Source organism: Xanthomonas nasturtii (genome assembly GCF_001660815.1).
Classification (GTDB): Bacteria; Pseudomonadota; Gammaproteobacteria; order Xanthomonadales; family Xanthomonadaceae; genus Xanthomonas; species Xanthomonas nasturtii.
The window spans coordinates 1-17,217 of the sequence record NZ_LYMI01000015.1 but is presented as its reverse complement, the minus strand read 5'-3'; the positions used below and the strand labels follow the sequence as shown (position 1 = coordinate 17,217).

General features: G+C 61.4%; 15 protein-coding genes and 1 pseudogene. 15 read left to right on the top strand and 1 reads right to left on the bottom strand.

What is annotated here, in order from left to right:
- The first annotated feature begins 4 nt into the window (after nt 1-4).
- The 15 genes and pseudogenes from A7D16_RS07195 to A7D16_RS07125 all read left to right on the top strand — a co-directional run bounded on the left by A7D16_RS07195 (nt 5) and on the right by A7D16_RS07125 (nt 16,647).
- On the top strand, nt 5-388 hold the full coding sequence (locus tag A7D16_RS07195) for a response regulator (protein WP_005997154.1): 384 nt from the start codon (nt 5-7) through the stop codon (nt 386-388).
- Nucleotides 381-1,865, top strand: a complete 1,485-nt coding sequence (locus A7D16_RS07190; RefSeq protein ID WP_064631218.1) for a sigma-54 dependent transcriptional regulator — start codon at nt 381-383, stop codon at nt 1,863-1,865. Before A7D16_RS07195 ends, A7D16_RS07190 begins: the two co-directional genes overlap by 8 nt.
- 118 nt (nt 1,866-1,983) lie before the next feature.
- On the top strand, nt 1,984-3,093 hold the full coding sequence (locus tag A7D16_RS07185; protein ID WP_064631216.1) for a DegT/DnrJ/EryC1/StrS family aminotransferase: 1,110 nt from the start codon (nt 1,984-1,986) through the stop codon (nt 3,091-3,093).
- A gap of 64 nt (nt 3,094-3,157) precedes the next feature.
- Nucleotides 3,158-3,382 (top strand): acyl carrier protein, encoded by a 225-nt coding sequence (locus A7D16_RS07180; RefSeq protein ID WP_064631215.1) that lies wholly within the window; start codon nt 3,158-3,160, stop codon nt 3,380-3,382.
- A 5-nt stretch (nt 3,383-3,387) separates the two neighbouring features.
- Entirely contained in the window at nt 3,388-4,428 is a 1,041-nt protein-coding gene (locus A7D16_RS07175) for a ketoacyl-ACP synthase III (protein WP_064631214.1), read from the top strand.
- A complete protein-coding gene (locus tag A7D16_RS07170) occupies nt 4,425-5,198 on the top strand; it encodes an SDR family NAD(P)-dependent oxidoreductase (protein ID WP_064631213.1) in 774 nt (257 codons plus the stop codon). The genes A7D16_RS07175 and A7D16_RS07170 overlap by 4 nt, the downstream gene beginning before the upstream one ends.
- Nucleotides 5,195-5,947 (top strand): SDR family NAD(P)-dependent oxidoreductase, encoded by a 753-nt coding sequence (locus A7D16_RS07165; protein ID WP_064631211.1) that lies wholly within the window; start codon nt 5,195-5,197, stop codon nt 5,945-5,947. Before A7D16_RS07170 ends, A7D16_RS07165 begins: the two co-directional genes overlap by 4 nt.
- Nucleotides 5,947-6,597, top strand: a complete 651-nt coding sequence (locus A7D16_RS07160) for an acetyltransferase (protein WP_064631209.1) — start codon at nt 5,947-5,949, stop codon at nt 6,595-6,597. Before A7D16_RS07165 ends, A7D16_RS07160 begins: the two co-directional genes overlap by 1 nt.
- Nucleotides 6,598-6,600: 3 nt before the next feature.
- Nucleotides 6,601-7,746 (top strand): aromatic ring-hydroxylating oxygenase subunit alpha, encoded by a 1,146-nt coding sequence (locus tag A7D16_RS07155; protein WP_064631207.1) that lies wholly within the window; start codon nt 6,601-6,603, stop codon nt 7,744-7,746.
- Nucleotides 7,736-8,359 (top strand): UDP-3-O-(3-hydroxymyristoyl)glucosamine N-acyltransferase, encoded by a 624-nt coding sequence (locus A7D16_RS07150; RefSeq protein WP_064631205.1) that lies wholly within the window; start codon nt 7,736-7,738, stop codon nt 8,357-8,359. Before A7D16_RS07155 ends, A7D16_RS07150 begins: the two co-directional genes overlap by 11 nt.
- Before the next feature lie 32 nt (nt 8,360-8,391).
- Nucleotides 8,392-9,333 carry a hypothetical protein gene (locus tag A7D16_RS07140; protein ID WP_239686957.1) on the top strand — a complete coding sequence of 314 codons (942 nt, stop codon included), beginning with the start codon at nt 8,392-8,394 and terminating at the stop codon, nt 9,331-9,333.
- Nucleotides 9,334-9,540: 207 nt separating this feature from the next.
- A complete protein-coding gene (locus tag A7D16_RS07135) occupies nt 9,541-10,734 on the top strand; it encodes an FkbM family methyltransferase (RefSeq protein ID WP_239686956.1) in 1,194 nt (397 codons plus the stop codon).
- Between the two features lie 406 nt (nt 10,735-11,140).
- A pseudogene (locus A7D16_RS24045) lies at nt 11,141-11,385 on the top strand (UDP-3-O-(3-hydroxymyristoyl)glucosamine N-acyltransferase); the annotation flags it as partial.
- Nucleotides 11,382-12,905 carry an FkbM family methyltransferase gene (locus A7D16_RS07130; RefSeq protein WP_064631203.1) on the top strand — a complete coding sequence of 508 codons (1,524 nt, stop codon included), beginning with the start codon at nt 11,382-11,384 and terminating at the stop codon, nt 12,903-12,905. The pseudogene A7D16_RS24045 and the gene A7D16_RS07130, both read left to right, overlap by 4 nt.
- 244 nt (nt 12,906-13,149) lie before the next feature.
- On the top strand, nt 13,150-16,647 hold the full coding sequence (locus A7D16_RS07125; protein WP_064631201.1) for a glycosyltransferase: 3,498 nt from the start codon (nt 13,150-13,152) through the stop codon (nt 16,645-16,647).
- Between the two features lie 348 nt (nt 16,648-16,995).
- Here A7D16_RS07125 and A7D16_RS07120 read toward each other — a convergent pair.
- The coding region (locus A7D16_RS07120; RefSeq protein ID WP_153043136.1) for a transposase at nt 16,996-17,217 on the bottom strand (222 nt) is incomplete at its 5' end.

Genomic DNA, 17,217 nt, shown 5'->3' with positions numbered 1-17,217 from the left:
TACTATGAGCAAACTCACCGTGCTGCTGGTCGACGACCACGAGGGCTTCATCAACGCTGCGATGCGTCATTTTCGCAAAGTGGAGTGGCTCAACATCGTGGGCAGTGCCGCCAATGGACTGGAAGCGATCGAGCGCTCTGAGTCGCTGCGCCCCAATGTCGTGCTGATGGACCTGGCCATGCCCGAGATGGGCGGGCTGCAGGCGACGCGTCTGATCAAGACGCAGGACGATCCGCCGTATATTGTCATCGCGAGCCACTTCGACGATGCCGAGCATCGTGAACACGCTCTTCGCGCGGGTGCTGACAACTTTGTCAGCAAGCTGTCCTATATCCAGGAAGTCATGCCAATCCTGGAGGGCCTGACGGAAGGAGCCAGGAATGAGTGAGTCCCGCATTCTGTTGATCGACAGTGACGCCGTGCGCGCCGAGCGCACCGTGTCGCTGCTCGAGTTCATGGACTTCAATCCACGCTGGGTCACCGACGGCGCCGACATCAATCCTGGCCGTCATCGCCACGACGAATGGATGGCGGTAATGGTGGGCTCGGCGCAGGATGCTGCGCAGGCCGATAAATTTTTCGACTGGCTGGCCGACGCCAAGTTGCCGCCCCCGGTACTGCTGATGGAAGGCAGCCCGAGCGCGTTCGCGCAGACCCACGGCCTGCACGAAGCCAATGTCTGGACCCTGGACACGCCGTTGCGGCATACGCAGCTGGAAGCCCTGCTGCGCCGCGCAAGCCTCAAGCGGCTGGATGCAGAGCATCAGGCCGGCGTGCAACAGGACACCGGGCCGACCGGCAACAGCGAGGCGGTCACCCGCCTGCGCCGGTTGATCGACCAGGTAGCCGCGTTCGACACCACCGTGCTGGTACTGGGCGAATCCGGCACCGGCAAGGAAGTGGTGGCACGCGCCATCCATCAGCATTCGCCGCGCCGCGATGGGCCGTTCGTGGCGATCAACTGCGGCGCGATCCCGCCGGACCTGCTGGAAAGCGAACTGTTCGGGCATGAAAAAGGCGCTTTTACCGGCGCGCTGACCACCCGCAAGGGCCGTTTCGAGATGGCCGAAGGCGGCACGCTGCTGCTGGACGAAATCGGCGACATGAGCCTGCCGATGCAGGTCAAGCTGCTGCGCGTGTTGCAGGAGCGCAGCTTCGAACGCGTCGGCGGTGGGCAGACCATCCGTTGCAACGTACGCGTGATCGCCGCCACCCACCGCAACCTGGAAACCCGCATCAGCGACGGCCAGTTCCGCGAGGATCTGTTCTATCGCCTCAACGTGTTTCCGATCGAGATGCCGGCGCTGCGCGAGCGCGTGGACGATCTGGCAATTCTGGTGCAGACCATCGCCGGGCAGCTGGCGCGTACCGGCCGCGGCGAAGTGCGCTTTGCCGACGAAGCCCTGCAGGCGCTGCGCAGCTACGACTGGCCCGGCAACGTGCGCGAGCTGACCAATCTGGTGGAGCGCCTGGCGGTGTTGCATCCGGGCGGGCTGGTGCGGGTGCAGGATCTGCCGGCACGGTATCGCGGCGATTTCGCCTCGGCCATCCCGGTCGAGCCGCCACCCGAGCCGGCGCTCGTAGCGGCACCGGTAGAAGTCAGCGATCTGCCGAGCAACGTGGTGACGCTGCAGCCCAAGACGGCCGATGCCGAACCGGCGGCCACGTCCAGCCTGCCGGACGACGGCATCGACTTGCGCGGGCACATGGCCAACATCGAACTGGCGCTGATCAACGAAGCGCTGGAACGCACCCAGGGCGTGGTGGCGCATGCCGCCCAACTGCTCGGCCTGCGCCGCACCACGCTGGTGGAGAAACTCCGCAAGTACGGCATCGACCGCGAGCAGACCGAGTTGGCCAACTGAGCGCAACCACGCTCAGGTTCCGCTCGCTGGCATAGCGCTTGCTTCAGCAGGATCACTCCGTTCGCAGCTGCCGGCTGCGACGGAATCCCGACCTTCACCAGCACCAGCCGAGGCATTGATGCCCATCCCCGTCACCAGTCCGCTGCTGCCGCCGCTGGAAGAATTTCTGCCCTATCTGGAGCGGATCTGGACCAGCCGCATCGTCAGCAACGGTGGCGAGATGCACCGCGCACTCGAACGCGCACTGTGCGATTACCTGGGCGTGCCGCATCTGGCATTGCTCACCAACGGCACCACCGCGTTGATCACCGCACTGCAGGCGCTGCGCATCACCGGCGAAGTGATCACCACCCCCTACTCGTTCGTTGCCACTGCGCACTCGCTGTTGTGGAAAAGCATCACCCCGGTGTTCGTGGACATCGACCCGGTGACGCTCAACATGGACCCGTCGAAGATCGAAGCGGCCATCACGCCGCAGACCACCGCCATCATGCCGGTGCATTGCTATGGCACTGCGTGCGATACGACGGCCATCACGCGCATCGCCGACATCTACAACCTCAAGGTGATCTACGACGCCGCGCATGCCTTCGGCGTGCGCGATGATGGCGGCTCGATCCTGCGCCACGGCGACCTGAGCGTGTTGAGCTTTCATGCGACCAAGGTATTCAACACCTTCGAAGGCGGCGCCATTGTCTGCCCCGACGAAAAAACCTACCAGCGCATCGGGCATTTGAAGAACTTCGGCTTCGTCGACGAAACCACGGTGGTGGCACCGGGCATCAACGGCAAGATGAATGAAATCAGCGCGGCGTTCGGCCTGCTGCAGCTGCAGCACATCGACAACGCCATCGCCCAGCGCAGCGCCATCGATGCGCAGTACCGGCAACGGTTGAGCGCTGTGCGCGGTATCCGCTGTGTGGCGCGGCACGCGCATTCCAGCCCAAATTATGCTTACTTTCCGATCCTGGTGCAGGACGACTACCCGCTGTCGCGCGATGCGCTGTACCAAGTGATGCGCGAGCACGGCATCCTGGTGCGGCGGTACTTCTATCCGTTGATCAGCGATTTCCCGATGTATCGTGCCCTGCCCTCCTCGGCGCCGGCATGGCTGCCGGTCGCGCGCTCGGTGGCCGCACAGGTATTGTGCCTGCCGATCTTTCCTGGCCTGACCCGCGACCAGGTCGATACCATTGCCGATCTGATCGCCGGCCAACAGGCGACATGACTGCACTACGCACCACGTTCCTTCTCACTCCCCGCATCTCCAACAGGCAACCAGGCGAGACCGCATGACCCAGCCAACGTTTATCGAGAACTTCATCTCCGCCACCGACTTCCAGGAGCCGGTGGAGGTCACGCTGGACACCGTGCTGCTCGAATTGCCGGAATGGGATTCGCTGGCGGCGCTCGGCGTGATCGTGATGTTCGACATGGAATACGGCAAAACCATCACCGGCGAAGATCTCACCACTGCCATCACCGTGGGCGACCTCTACAAACTGACCGAGGCGTAAGCACCATGCCGACCTCCACGCTGCACAACGTCCGCTTTGCCGGCATGGCGACATGCGTGCCCAAGCGTGTGGTGTCCAATCTCACCGACTGCCGGCCGCAGATCCGTTCCGAGCGTGAGCGCTTGGTGCGCAACATCGGCATCGAAACGCGCCGCATGTCCCAGCCGTGGCAGTGCTTTTCGGACCTGGCCTTCGATGCGACTGAGGTATTGTTGGAAAAACTGCAGTGGAAGCGTGAGGAGATCGATGCACTGATCGTGGTGACGCAGTCGCCGGATTATCCGATTCCGGCCACCGCCATCATCCTGCAGGACCGGCTCGGCCTGTCGCATGCCACGGTCGCCTTCGACGTCAACCTGGGCTGCTCGGCCTACCCGTTCGGCATCAACCTGCTCGGCTCGATGATCGCCGCCGGCGGCGTCAAAAAAGGGCTGCTGCTGGTTGGTGACCGCAGTGCGAATCTGGAAGACCCGATCTTTTCCGATTCCGGTACTGCCACCGCGCTGGAGTTCAACGCCGACGCGCCGCCGATGTATTTCGACCTCAACAGCGACGGCAGCGGCTACAAAGCCATCATCCTGCCGGTGGGCGGGCAACGCGAGCCGGTCGCCATTCAACACTTGCTGCCTTATCGTGAAAACGAGAAGGATCGCTGGCATCAGGCCACCGATTTGCAACTCGACGGCACCGCCGTGCTCAGCTTCTCGACCCAGCGCGTTCCTCCCGCAGTCGAAAAATTGATCGCGTATTCCGGTGTAAGCAAGGATGACATCGATTATTTCGTGTTCCACCAAGCCAACCGAATGATCAACGAGACCATCCGCAAGAAGCTCGGCCTGCCGGTGGAAAAAGTACCCTCCACGTTGCGCGACTTCGGCAACACCAGCGGCGCATCGCTGCCGGTGACCATGACCGCGCGCATCAACAAGGAGCTGGAATCTGGGCCCAAGCGTGTACTTCTTTCGGGCTTCGGAATCGGGTTGTCTTGGGGCACCTGTCTGATTGATATCGAAGGCGCGGTGTTTCCGGAGTTGATCGAGTCGTGACTGCCGCCCTCGATCCGAACGACCCGTTCTCGTTGCAGGGCAAACGTATCCTGGTCACCGGTGCATCATCAGGGATTGGACGACAGATCGCGCTGAGCTGCGCGCAGATCGGCGCTCAATTGGTCATCAGCGGCCGCGACCAAATCCGCTTGTCCGAGACCTTCGCCACACTTGAAGGCACAGGGCATGAGCAGGTCATCGCCAACCTGGACAAGCAGGATGATATCGACCATCTCGTAGCGTCGGTCGGCGTCCTGGATGGCGTCGCGCACGCGGCCGGTATCGCCCGGCTAGCACCATTCCGGATGATCAACCGTGCGCATCTGGACGAAACCTTTGCCAGTAATGTCTATGCACCACTGCTGCTGACGCGCGGCCTGCTGGCGAAGAAGCGCCTCAAGGCTAACGGCTCGATCCTTTTCATCTCTGCGATCGGCTCGCACGTCGGACCTGTCGCCACTGCCGCCTACTCTGCCAGCAAGGCAGCACTGCTCGGTGCAATGCGGACTCTGGCGCTGGAAGTGGCCAGGCAGGGCATCCGCGCCAACTGCATCGCCCCCGGCTATGTGCGCACGCCAATGCTCGATGGCCTCAACCAGAGCGGCGGCAACATCGACGAGCACGCCAAACTGACCCCGCTGGGATTGGGCGAACCAGAAGACGTGGCATATGCAGCGGTATTTTATTTGTCCGACGCAAGTCGCTGGGTCACACGCAATTACTTCGTCGTAGATGGTGGCCTGACCGTGCCGATGGACATCTACGCATGAGCAATCCGACTCGCGAAGCCTTTTCCCTGACTGGTAAGACCATCCTGGTCACCGGCGCATCGTCCGGCCTTGGCCAGGAAATTGCACTGACCTGCGCGCGGCGCGGCGCGCGCTTGGTCATCAGCGGTCGCGATGCCGAACGTCTCCAGCAAACCTATGCGCAACTGGCCGGCGACGGGCATGTACAGGTGCAGGCCGACCTCACTGTTTCGGAGGAACGGGAACGCCTGGTGCAAGCCAGCCAGCGCATCGACGGCTTGGTGCACTGCTTCGGCGGGCAGATGCTGTCGCCGATCCGCCAGCTGAAGGAAGAACTGATGACGCGCATGTACCAGGTGCATTTCCTGGCACCGGTCATGCTGACCCAGCGTCTGCTGCAGGCCAATGCCATCAATGCGCAAGGCTCCATCGTGTTCATGCTGTCCACCTCTGCGCATATTGGGACACGCGGCGTGGGGCCGTACTCGGCAATGAAGTCCGGCCTGCTGGGCATTATCCGGTGCTTGGCGTTGGAACAGGCGAAGCACCGCGTGAGAGTCAACGGGATTTCGCCATCGGTCGTGCCCACTCCGCGCCTTTGGGGCGAGGACACCGGTCTCAACGAACCACTGAACCAGCAACGCGCGCGCCATCCGCTGGGTCTGGGCACACCACAAGATGTCGCCAACGCTGCGGTCTATCTGCTGTCCGACGCCAGCCGCTGGGTCACCGGCACCAGCCTGGTCATGGACGGTGGGGCGGTGCTCTGATGGAACGCGTCCTCATTATCGGCGCCAGCGGCTGGGGCCGCGAAGTCCTGGAGCAAATGCGTGGCGATGCCGGGCATGGCAAAGACTGGCTGATCGGCGGATTCCTGGACAGCCGCGCCGATATCCTGGACAGCTACGGTGTCGACACGCCGATCATTGGCGATCCGATGAGCTACCTGCCACAGCTTGGTGATGTATTCGTCTGTGCGATGGGCAATCCCTATGACCGCCACCGCTACGCTCTGCCGATCCTCGAAAAAGGCGGGCGATTCATTCCCATCTGTACCGACTTCCGCATGGGTAGGCGGGTGCATTTCGGCCAGGGCTGCTTCTTTGGCCTAATGGTCCATTCCGGGCCGGACGTGCGCATGGGCGACTTTGTCACTATCCATGCCCAGAGCATGCTCGGGCACGACGTACGGATCGGTAACTACGTGCACATTGGCGCGATGTCATTCATGGGCGGCGGCGTGCAGATTGGCGACTTCGTCACCGTGCACCCACGCGCCACCTTGATGCCAGGCGTCAAGGTCGGTGACGGCGCGGTCATCGGAGCCGGTGCGGTGGTTCTGAGGGACGTGCCGGCCGGCGCCACGGTGTTCGGCAATCCAGCCAAAATTGTGTTCCACAAAAACATACCGACAGACTGATCCATGCGCTCACGGATGCACCCCAAGTACTACCTGTCGCAGGAGATCTTTGAGCGTGAGCAGCGCAAGATCTTCCGTCGTGTTTGGTTGTTTGCAGGGCTCAAGACGCTACTGCGGGAGAACAACTGTTTCATCACCCGCAAGATTGCGGGCATTCCCGTGGTGATCCAGAACTTCCACGGCCAACTGCGTGCGTTCGAGAACGTCTGCCTCCACCGCAGTGCATTGATTCAAAGCGGTGCTATCGGTTGCCGGCCTCTTGTGTGCCCCTACCACGCCTGGAGTTACGACGACCAAGGCCGGGTAAAGAACATCCCGGACTGCGATGCGATTTACCGCTTGGACGATAGTGAAAAGGACAACTTGAAGCTGCGCGAATTTTCACTTCGCGCCATCGGCAACCTGCTGTTCGTCAACCTCGATCTCAATCCAATGCCCATCGAGGAGCAGTTTTCGCCTGACTTCATCGCCTTGCTGGAAAGTAGTTCAAGCGCCTATGACACTGAAGTCATGGTGACCACATGGCGTGGCCGGTACAACTGGAAGCTCGCTTACGAAAATCTTCGGGATGCCAATCACCCGCGCTTCGTCCACCCTAAGACCTTGGCCAAGACTGTCAGCTTCTTTGCCGAAGTAAACGAAGAACAAGCCAAGGAGTCCATGGAAGCGTTGCAAAACAGCTCGCCCGCTGCCTTGAAGCGCGAGATGCGCCGCTTCAGTTTCGGCGGCCCGGAAGCCCCCATACCCAACCTTCAGCACTTCGGCTGGCACGAGAAAGTGGAACGCTGGGGCACGAATGACGCCTACTTCAACTGGTTGGCCTTCCCGAACATGCATATCGCCAGTTCCAATGGCGGCTACTCCTTCACCCTGGAACACCACATCCCCATCGCTCCTGACCGGACCGATCTGGAAATCTATTGGTTTAGCGCACGCAAGAAACAGCCTTACGGTTCTTCCAGCCAAGTACTACTGGCACAGATGCACGGCAGTAAGGTGGTGGTAGGCGAAGACGTGGACATCATGGAGCGGGTGCAGGCAGCATTGCACACAGACGCTCCGCTACCCACCCAGGGTGCCTACGAATCCATGAATCGCCTGGTCGAACGCTGGTATACGCAGCTGATGGAGACCGAACATGAAATCTAGGTGGATCATCGGCAGTAGCGAATACCTCGATCTGGCCTTTCACGCATGGAAGCAGGCACGCCAGGATGAGACTGTCATCAGGATCAACGTGCCACAAGACTCGGAACACGAGTTCGATCTTGGCGTGCTGGATGGACAGAATCCGACAGACGGGGCCATGTTCGTGGCCTACGACGAACGCTTCGGCAACTTCAAGCGCATGGAGCTGATGCAGCTGGCGATGGCGCGTGGCTTCAGCCTAGAGCCTTTCGTCAGTACTTCGGCCGTGGTCGCTGCCGATGCGGTAATCGGCCGCAACTGCTTCATCGGCGACGGCGTGGTGGTCGCCGCGGGCAGCCGTATCGACTACAACACCGTGCTGCATGCCGGGGCCAAGATCGGCGCTGGCGTGCATCTGCGCGCTTCGTGCTGGTGCGATATCGGCGTCAGCATCGGCCACGGCGCCGAGATCGGCGCGCACGCCATCCTGCGTATGGGAGCGGTGGTCGGCCCTGGCGTCCGGATCGGCCGCCACTGCGAACTGGGCTGGCCACGTCTGTATGACCGGGACGTGCCCAGTCGCGCGGTGTACGACACCCGCTATGACGAACCCATCCTGGTCTACGGACAGTAACGAAAGGAGCCGGGCCGCACGCCTATTACGCAATGAAAACCAACTACATATTCCTCTCCGGCATGGAGAAATGCGGGACCACGACCCTGGCCGGCTGGCTGACCGGAAACGGGATCGCACAGTATCTGGTCGAGGACATCAAGGAACCGCATGGCTACCTGATTCCCGGCACGCAGCCGCAACTGCCCCCACCGGCGCAACTGCCGTGGCTGGATGCCAGCGCCGGCTACTCCCACAGCCCCTATGCGATCTCGCGACTACCCGAACATGGCACCCGGATCGTGCTATGCCTGCGCAATCCCTTCGAGCGGACCTGGAGCTCCTACCGCATGAAGAAGATCAACGCCCTCCAGGATAGTGAGTCGCTGGCGCTTTCCGACAGTTACCTGAAAACCTCAGGAACCACCACAACCCGGGATGGGACGCGACTGCCAAAGATCACCGCGTCCACTATCTATCAGGAGCAGAAGAACCTTCACATACGCATGTTCCCTCGGGTTTCCTCTGGTTACGTCGAACAGCATTTCGATGCCGAGATCGATAGACTCCGACAAGGAGACTTCGCAGGCAGGCTGGATTACGAGGCAGCTTTCCTGATGACTCGCCGGAGCTTCCCCTTCATGTCTGTGCTGGTGGCGAGCTTCTACTACACCAGCATCAAAAGCTTCCTTGATCGGTACCGCCCGGAAGACCTGATCCTGGTGTCACTCGACAAGCTGAAGGAGGAGGCGAACCGCGCGAAGTTCCTGTCAAGGCTAATCGGCGAGGTACCTGAGACGGATGACGTGAAGTTTGGCTTTTCCAGCCGCGACCTGCCCTTTGACGAGCAGGAGCCCAACTTCGAGGCACCGAAGTTCGACTCGCTGCGGACAGCGTTGTCCTACGATTTGCAGCAGTACTCAGACCTACTGGCCGCGCGCGGTGTGGCCACCGACCTGCTGGACTGGGACGACTTACGTCGGCACTTGCGCTAAGCACGCGCGGTTGCCATTGCCGACGCCGCCCCCGCGCTGATGCCCCCTTTCAATAGTCAGAATCGTCGTGAGTACCTACAAATCCTGTTACATCGAGCGGGAGGACGTTGCCGCCAAGCCTTATTTCGACCCGCGTTACAACAATCCGATCGGTGTTTACCGAACACGACCAAGGGCCCAATGATGCAAACAGATATCCAAACCAAAATGAACATCGATCCCCAGTCAATGGAGGAAAATTTTCTTCTTGCTGCCCAGGGTCTGAGTGATGACCCAATGTTCGGTGTTCCCGAGGACGTGCGCCGCCTCATTGCAAAGCATGGCGATGACACCAAGGTGATCATCCTCGGTACTGGAGGTTTCGGTGGGTACTTATTAGGTCTGAAAGAGGATTGGCATTGCAACGTGATTGCCTCCGTGGACGACTTTCGCTATCACTCCGGCGCTCTGCATTACGACACGCCCATAATCTCTACGGACAGATTTGTAGAACTGGCAAAATCCAGAGACATCATCGCTTTCAATACCTGCCGACAAGATGGATCTAAGCGCTTTTTTGATCAGATATGCCGGCAGCACAACATTCCCCACATCAATTTCGAACAGGCCGTTCGCGCTTTCGGCTTGCAAGGGCGAGTCGATTACAGGGTGGACGACTGGGGACAGGAAATCGTGCGCAACGTCGCCAGATTTCAGCGTCTAGCAAAACGTTTGTCCGACGACTACTCTGCACAAACCTTGTTCTCCGTTCTGAACTTCCACCTGACCTGTGATCCGGAGTACTACCACGAAATTGAACGCCCCTATACAACCTTGTATTTCCGCTCTGGTCTGCTGCGATTCGGCGATTCGGAAAAGATGGTGGATTGCGGTGCCTCCATCGGCGAATCCCTCACCGGCCTTATTGGCGTCACCAAAGGCCAATTCTCGCGTTCGTGGATGATCGAACCTGATCGCCTCAACATAGGCACACTGAATAACGTGATGCGCCGCTATGAAGGCACGCCTCTAGGATCTAAAATCAGTCTGCACCGCTGCGGCGTTGGCGAGACGGAAACCAGGGTTCCATTCAAGCACGAGGGTGGGCACGGAGGCTTCATCAGGCCCTCGAGTGGCGATTGCGAGCCCACAGACATGATCGACGTGCGCCCCATCGACAACATCATCGACGATGCGCCCACGTTCATCAAAATGGACATCGAAGGGTCGGAACTTGCAGCCCTGAGGGGTGCGGAAAAGACGATCAAACTGTGCAAGCCCAAAATGGCAATCTCTGCCTATCACAGGTCCACCGACTTGCTGGATCTCAGCGATTTGGCGCTCTCTTTGAATCCGGATTATAAGATCGGCCTGCGCCATCACACGCAAGATCGTTGGGATACATGCCTGTATTTCTATTGACTGTCTGCCGCAAGAACTAAGTGGATTGCCGACTGATCACGGGCGAAACAATATCCGGACCGTATGGGCACTGGCGAGCACAGCCACATCGATTTCCGCCAGGGCGTGCGCGGCATTGACTGGTATCGCACCGGCGCGGAATCGCCGGGTCGGGGGCGGCACCCAAGGCTCCGCGCACCCAGCCAGGCGCAGCAACGATTGGTCGGTCAGCGGCGGCAGGCCAGTGGCGGACGGCGCATCGTCATTCTGATGCTGGACCTGAAGGCGGACCGCTTTGCACTGGTGCAGACCACCACCCGTCTGGATGCGATCAACCTCTGCCGAAATGTGGTTGACCTACGCCCAAGCCGTATCAGCGATGGCGGCTTCTTAAGAGCGCCGAACCATCGCCGACCACGACAATATCATCGATGCCGGCGCTTACCGCGGACCGGCATGCCGCATCAAATCCTCATGCTGGATGGAGAATCGTCTGCAAATCGGCGTTGGGATCGGCGGCAACAGTGTCCTGCGAACCGACGCCATCCTGAAGGCTGAGTCAAGGTGAGACTAGGCTGCGAACTTGGTTGGCCACGTGTCTACTGCGAGAACGTGCCTGCCAAGACCTCTTGCGATGCCCGATACCCCCCCATTCATACCTACGGGACATGAGGTTCATGAACTCAAGAAATGAGCAGCTTCGCCAACGGATTCTACGTATTGCGGAGCAGGAGCGCCCTGCGCTTGAGGACGTCATTGCGCGCCTGCCGGCGATTGCCAACCGCCCTGTATTCCTCATCGCTCCCGAATCCTATGTGGGCATGGCGCATGGTCCCAGAGTTATTGCCGGCCTGCGTCATGTTGTTGCCGCAATTGATGACCAAAGCATCCACTTGGACCGCCTTCACGGCGCGCCGCGCTGGAGCAGTCAGGAGTTTATTGCCAGGGCGGGCCAGTACGCCGATGCAATCGCTATCGATTTCTCTTGCAGCCCGCGCGGACGGGCGTTTGCAAATGACCTCTGCACCAGCGCGGGCATTGAACAACTGAGCATCAAGCCTTCCGCTGATCCGCTGATCCCAGGTTTCGAGCAGCGCCCTCTCTTTCTGCTCCAACCGCGCTCGGGCATTGGCAACATTTATGGCCCAGGGATCGTCCAGCGCTCCAGCCATGTCATTGCCGCCGTTGACGACCAGCAAAGCGACAGCGACATCCTTCATGGGGCGCCGCGTTGGAGCGCGCGCCAGTTCATCGAACAAGCGGCCCAGCATTCTCAGGCACTGGCCATCGATTTTTCTTATAGCCCGGGAGAGTCGGGCTTGGCCCGCAAGCTTTGCGAGCAAGCAGGTATCGAAAGAGTAGATGCCTGCCTGGCCGTTGCGCACTGTGGGATGCCCGCCGTATACGAGCCTGCCCAGGTATACCGTCAGCGGACGCTTCTGCGCCTGGACGAATTTCTGCGTCTTGCGGATCGACTTGAGGACGATTTGAGCGTCTTTACGCTTTACAGCAACCTGTTGTTCCGCCTTACCTACGACTCCAGCCTCCTGTTGGACTGCTGGGCGACGCCCATCAACCAGTACTTCTCAGAATACGCCGATAGCAGCACATTCCAGCTTGGCCAGCGTGAACATTTCTGCGATGGCGGTGCCTTCCATGGCCCCATCGTCCGAAAGTTCTTGGAAACATCCCGCTATCGCTACGAAAGCATCACAGCGTTTGAACCCGACAGCATCAACTTCCAGAAACTGGACGGCATCGCGAGCTCCCTCCCCCTCCCCCTGCACAATTTCAAGGCCCTCAAAAAAGCCATCTCCAACGAACATACGACGCTGCGCTTCGAGGAGACCGGCACCGTTGCCAGCCATGTATCGCCGGGCGGGGAAACCTCCGTGGCTACCACACGCCTGGACGACGAATTGGAAAAGCTGACGTTTCTGAAGTTGGACATCGAAGGATTTGAAGCCAGGGCACTGGAAGGCGCATCTCACCTCATCCGTAGCCAGCGCCCCCGCATGGCGATTTGTGTCTACCACTACGCCCAGGATTTGCTGGATATCGTGGAACAACTAGACAAATTGGTCGATGGCTATCACTTCCGTCTACGTCAGCACTCTCCCGGCCATTACTACGACCTAGTTCTGTATGCATCACCTGTCGCCGGTGCGGCACCGCCGCCTTGGGCTGAGTAAGCGCGGGAAAAGTCAGGACTTGCAAGGGCCTGCTCCCAGTGCCACCGCAGCCATTGCTCTCAGTGGTGACGCATCATGATGCAAGCGGCGTGCATCTTGCATTGGTTCTCGGCCAGTTCGATGCTCGTTGACTTCCGGGGTGATCGGACCGATTCGCGCCGGCATCTCGTCTAGCATCGGATAACTCTTGAATGATCAACTCGGACCACCGCCCTTGAGCTCTTCTGCCCTAGTCAGCATCGTCATGCCGACCTATAAGCCCCGGCACTTTGCGCAAGCGCTGGACAGCGTGCTGACACAGACCTACCCGGCGTTGGAGCTGGTGATCTGCGACGACAATGCCGATGGTGCCATCGAGGCGGTGCTGGCATCCAGGTTGGCGGATGCGCCCTTCCCCATTCGCTACGATCGCAATGCATCCCGGCTCGGCGAGCTGGGCAGCACGGTCAAAGGCATCGGCTTAGCACAGGGCGAGTACGTCAAGTTCCTGCACGATGACGATGTGCTGCAGCCCGATTGTATTGCGCAGTTGGTGGAGGCAATCGAGCGCAACCCAGGCACCGCGCTGGCATCGTCGCGGCGGGTGCGGATCGACGACGACGGCGCGCCGTTGCCGGACATCCTGGCCACCTGCTTTCCGTTTGCCGACGATGTGTTGATCGATGGGCCGGAGCTGGTGTCGTTCCTGGCCGACCACACCATCAACTTCATTGGCGAGCCGAGTTGCGTGCTGGCACGCCGCGCCGATCTGCTGGCGCTGGGCAACGAGCTGATGATGTTGAACGGCAAGGCCATTCATTGGGTCGGCGATCTGGCGATCTACGTCAAGCTGCTGCGTCGCGGCAACCTGGCGTTTCTTGCCAGCCCGCTTACGCACTTCCGCGTGTCCAGCGCGCAGTTCAGCCAGGCCGGCCGCGACCAGGTCGGGGTCGGCGATCAGGGCCATGAAGACTTCCGCCAGGGTATCCGCCAGTTGGGTTGGCGGCGCGAGACTGGCGACAACCGGCAGGTGCGCGTGGCCCCGCTCAGCCCGCACAAGGCGCGGGTGTTCAAGCCGGTGGATCTGGTCAATGCGTTGATGCAAAGCGCCGGCATGGCCGAGCGGGTGTCGCCGGCGACCTGGCTGGGCGTGCGCCAGCCGAGCACAGTGCAGCGAGCGTTGATCGAAGCACGCCTGCAGGCGCATGCCGGCGGCCCCCGCATCGCGGTACTGCTGATCGACCGCCAAGGCGATGCCGCAGCGGTCGCGGCAACGCGGGCCAGTCTGGATGCGGTGGCCTGTTATCGACAGCATCAACCCTGGGTCATCAGCAGCGCACCGCAGCAAGTTGCCGAGCACGGCGCGCGCGGTGTGCTGATCGATGAGCACGGCCTGCTGGCAACGCTCAATCGGGTCATCGCCGCGCAGGAAGCGATCGATTGGGTGCTGCTGGTCGACGCCGGCAGCCTGTTCACTGCCAGCGGTCTGCTGATGCTGGCGCTGGAGATGCTCGCCTTGCCCGACGAATGCCAGGCCGTCTACGCCGACGAAGTGATGACGCTGGACAACGGCCAGCTGGGTCTGGCGCTACGGCCGGCGCTGTATCTGGACATGCTATTGAGCGCGCCGGCGACGCTTTCGCGGCACTGGGTGTTCCGGCACCGCACGCTGTTGGCCGATGGTGGCTTTCCCAGCGGGCCCAGCGCGGCATTCGAACTGGATTACCAGCTGGGCCTGGTCGAGCGTTACGGGTTGGCCTGCATTCGGCACATCGCCGAGCCTTTGCTGATTGCATCGGCCAAGCCGCAGCATGACGACGAAGACGAACGCCAGGCCATCGCGCGCCACCTCAGCGCACGCGGCTACGTGGACGCCGTGGTGCACAGCGCAGCGCCCGGCCGGCATGCGGTGGACTACCGCCATGCGCAGCAGCCGCTGGTCAGCATCCTGGTGCTGGTGGATGGGCGCCTGCCGCAGGTAGAGCGCTGCCTGGAAAGCATCCTGGCCAACACCGGCTATCCGCATTACGAGGTGCTGCTGCTGGATCGCGGCACCACCGAGCCGGGGCTGCACGCCTGGCTGGCCGGCATCGACACCCTGGGCATGCAGCAGATCCGCGTGCTGCGCTTTGCTGCCGAGCCATCGCGCGAGGCGGTGTGCAATGCGGCGGTGGAGCACGCACGTGGGGACGTGCTGCTGTGGCTGTCGGCTGGCGCTGCGGTGATGAAGGCCGATTGGCTCGATCAGTTGCTCAACCATGGGCTGCGGCCAGAGGTCGGTGCAGTCGCCGGCAAGCTGCTGCGCGGCGATGGCACCGTGCACCACGCCGGGCTGCTGCTGGGCCTGGGGGCACCGGCGGCACGGGCATTCGAAGGCGCCGCATTCGACGAATCGGGCTATCTGCAGCGCCTGCAACTGGATCAGAACTACAGCGCACTCAGTGGCGAATGCCTGATGCTGCCGCGCCAGCTGTTTCTCGACGCAGGCGGCTTCGCGCTGGAGCCGGCGCTGGCGCAGTGGAGCGATGTCGACCTGTGCCTGCGCCTGCAGCAGGCCGGTTATCTCAATGTGTATGCGGCACGCGCGCAGTTGTTGATCGACCCGCCCGACGCGACGCCCGCCACGGCACTCGACGAAGAGGCGATGTACACGCGTTGGCTGCCGGTGATGGCCAACGACACGGCCTACAACCCGGGGTTTTCGTTGGACCCCGGCGCCGGCTTCGCGCTGGCCGACCCGCGCGCCAGCTGGCGGCCGTTGCAATCCTGGCGGCCGTTGCCCAGCGTGATCGCGCTGCCGGCCGACATCGAAGGCTGCGGCCACTATCGGGTGATCCAGCCGCTACGCGCCTTGCGCGAGGCCGGGGTGGTCGAAGGCGTACTGTTCAACGGTTATCTGGAGATTGCCGAGCTGGCGCGTCAGGATCCCGACGTGGTGATCCTGCAGCGCCAGGTCGGCGAGGCACGGCTGGAGGCGATGCGGCGGATGAAGGCGTTGTCGCGCGCCTTCAAGGTCTACGAGCTGGACGATTACCTGCCCAATCTGCCGCTGAAGAATGCGCACCGCGAGCACATGCCCAAGGACATTCTCAAGACAGTGCGGCGCGGGCTCAGCATGGTAGACCGCTTCGTGGTATCTACCCCCGCCCTGGCCGAGGCGTTCGCGGGATTGCACAGCGACATCCGCGTGGCCGAAAACCGTCTGCCGCCGCATTGGTGGGAATCGCTGCCAGCGCGCGCCGAACGCCAGGGTGGCAAGCCGCGCATCGGCTGGGCCGGTGGTGCCAGCCATACCGGCGATCTGGAATTGATTGCCGACGTGGTGCGCGAACTGGGCGACGAAGTCGAATGGGTGTTCATGGGCATGTACCCGTTCGCGCTGCGCGAGCACATCCATCACTTCCAGCCAGGCGTGCCGATCGATCAGTACCCGGCGGCGCTGGCCGCGCTGGATCTGGATCTGGCGCTGGCACCGGTGGAGCAGAACCTGTTCAACGCGTGCAAGAGCAATCTGCGGCTGCTCGAATACGGCGCTTGCGGTTACCCGGTCATCGCCAGCGACGTGCGCTGCTACCAGGGCAGCTTGCCGGTGACGCTGGTGAAGAACCGCTACCGCGACTGGATCGGCGCCATCCGCGAGCACCTGGCCGACTCGGCCGCTGCGGCGGCAAAGGGCGCGGCATTGCGTGAAGTCGTTCGCCGCGACTGGATGTTGACCGGCAGCAATCTCGATCGGTGGAGTAAGGCGTGGTTGCCGGATTAGTTGGTCAAGGGTGCGGTGCCATCGCCAGAGAGTTAGTCGGCTGCCTTGATGAAACTGTGCACACCGACCGTCTCGACTGGTCCTTGCCCGCTCAGCGTCGCGGGACCTTACGCGGCATGGATGCCGCGTAAGAGCTTACAAGGACGTACTTGCAGCGTGTCCTGCGATGGTGGGCGGGCAAGGACCCTGCAGCCAAGCCGCAGATCCCGCCGCTCCGCAACTGATCTATCCGCACTGCGGACGCCCTCGAGACACAACGCATACCGCGTACACCAACCATCTCGGCTGGTCCTTGCCCGCCCACCGTCGCGGGACCTTACGCGGCATGGATGCCGCGTAAGAACCTGTTCACAATCTTCTGAGTAACAGTGCCAAGAAGGCCAAATGGATGAACTGCAGGCTGGTGTTGAGTTTGCGCTCGCAGTTCTTCCATAGCCTTCGGTTCTTCTCCAGCCAAGCAAAACTACGCTCGACAATCCATCGCTTGGGCATGACCTTGAAGGTGTGCAGTTCGCTGCGCTTGGCAATCTGCACCGTGAGCTGCTCGCCTAAAATCTCTCGCGCGCCGCT

Excerpts from the sequence above, each read along its gene's own strand:
- A7D16_RS07160 (WP_064631209.1), top strand. The coding sequence starts at position 5,947 with ATGGAACGCGTCCTCATTATCGGCGCCAGCGGCTGGGGCCGCGAAGTC.
- A7D16_RS07150 (WP_064631205.1), top strand. The coding sequence starts at position 7,736 with ATGAAATCTAGGTGGATCATCGGCAGTAGCGAATACCTCGATCTGGCC.
- A7D16_RS07135 (WP_239686956.1), top strand. The coding sequence starts at position 9,541 with ATGAACATCGATCCCCAGTCAATGGAGGAAAATTTTCTTCTTGCTGCC.
- A7D16_RS07165 (WP_064631211.1), top strand. The coding sequence starts at position 5,195 with ATGAGCAATCCGACTCGCGAAGCCTTTTCCCTGACTGGTAAGACCATC.
- A7D16_RS07180 (WP_064631215.1), top strand. The coding sequence starts at position 3,158 with ATGACCCAGCCAACGTTTATCGAGAACTTCATCTCCGCCACCGACTTC.
- A7D16_RS07175 (WP_064631214.1), top strand. The coding sequence starts at position 3,388 with ATGCCGACCTCCACGCTGCACAACGTCCGCTTTGCCGGCATGGCGACA.
- A7D16_RS07130 (WP_064631203.1), top strand. The coding sequence starts at position 11,382 with ATGAGGTTCATGAACTCAAGAAATGAGCAGCTTCGCCAACGGATTCTA.
- A7D16_RS07140 (WP_239686957.1), top strand. The coding sequence starts at position 8,392 with ATGAAAACCAACTACATATTCCTCTCCGGCATGGAGAAATGCGGGACC.
- A7D16_RS07195 (WP_005997154.1), top strand. The coding sequence starts at position 5 with ATGAGCAAACTCACCGTGCTGCTGGTCGACGACCACGAGGGCTTCATC.
- A7D16_RS07125 (WP_064631201.1), top strand. The coding sequence starts at position 13,150 with ATGCCGACCTATAAGCCCCGGCACTTTGCGCAAGCGCTGGACAGCGTG.
- A7D16_RS07155 (WP_064631207.1), top strand. The coding sequence starts at position 6,601 with ATGCGCTCACGGATGCACCCCAAGTACTACCTGTCGCAGGAGATCTTT.
- A7D16_RS07190 (WP_064631218.1), top strand. The coding sequence starts at position 381 with ATGAGTGAGTCCCGCATTCTGTTGATCGACAGTGACGCCGTGCGCGCC.
- A7D16_RS07185 (WP_064631216.1), top strand. The coding sequence starts at position 1,984 with ATGCCCATCCCCGTCACCAGTCCGCTGCTGCCGCCGCTGGAAGAATTT.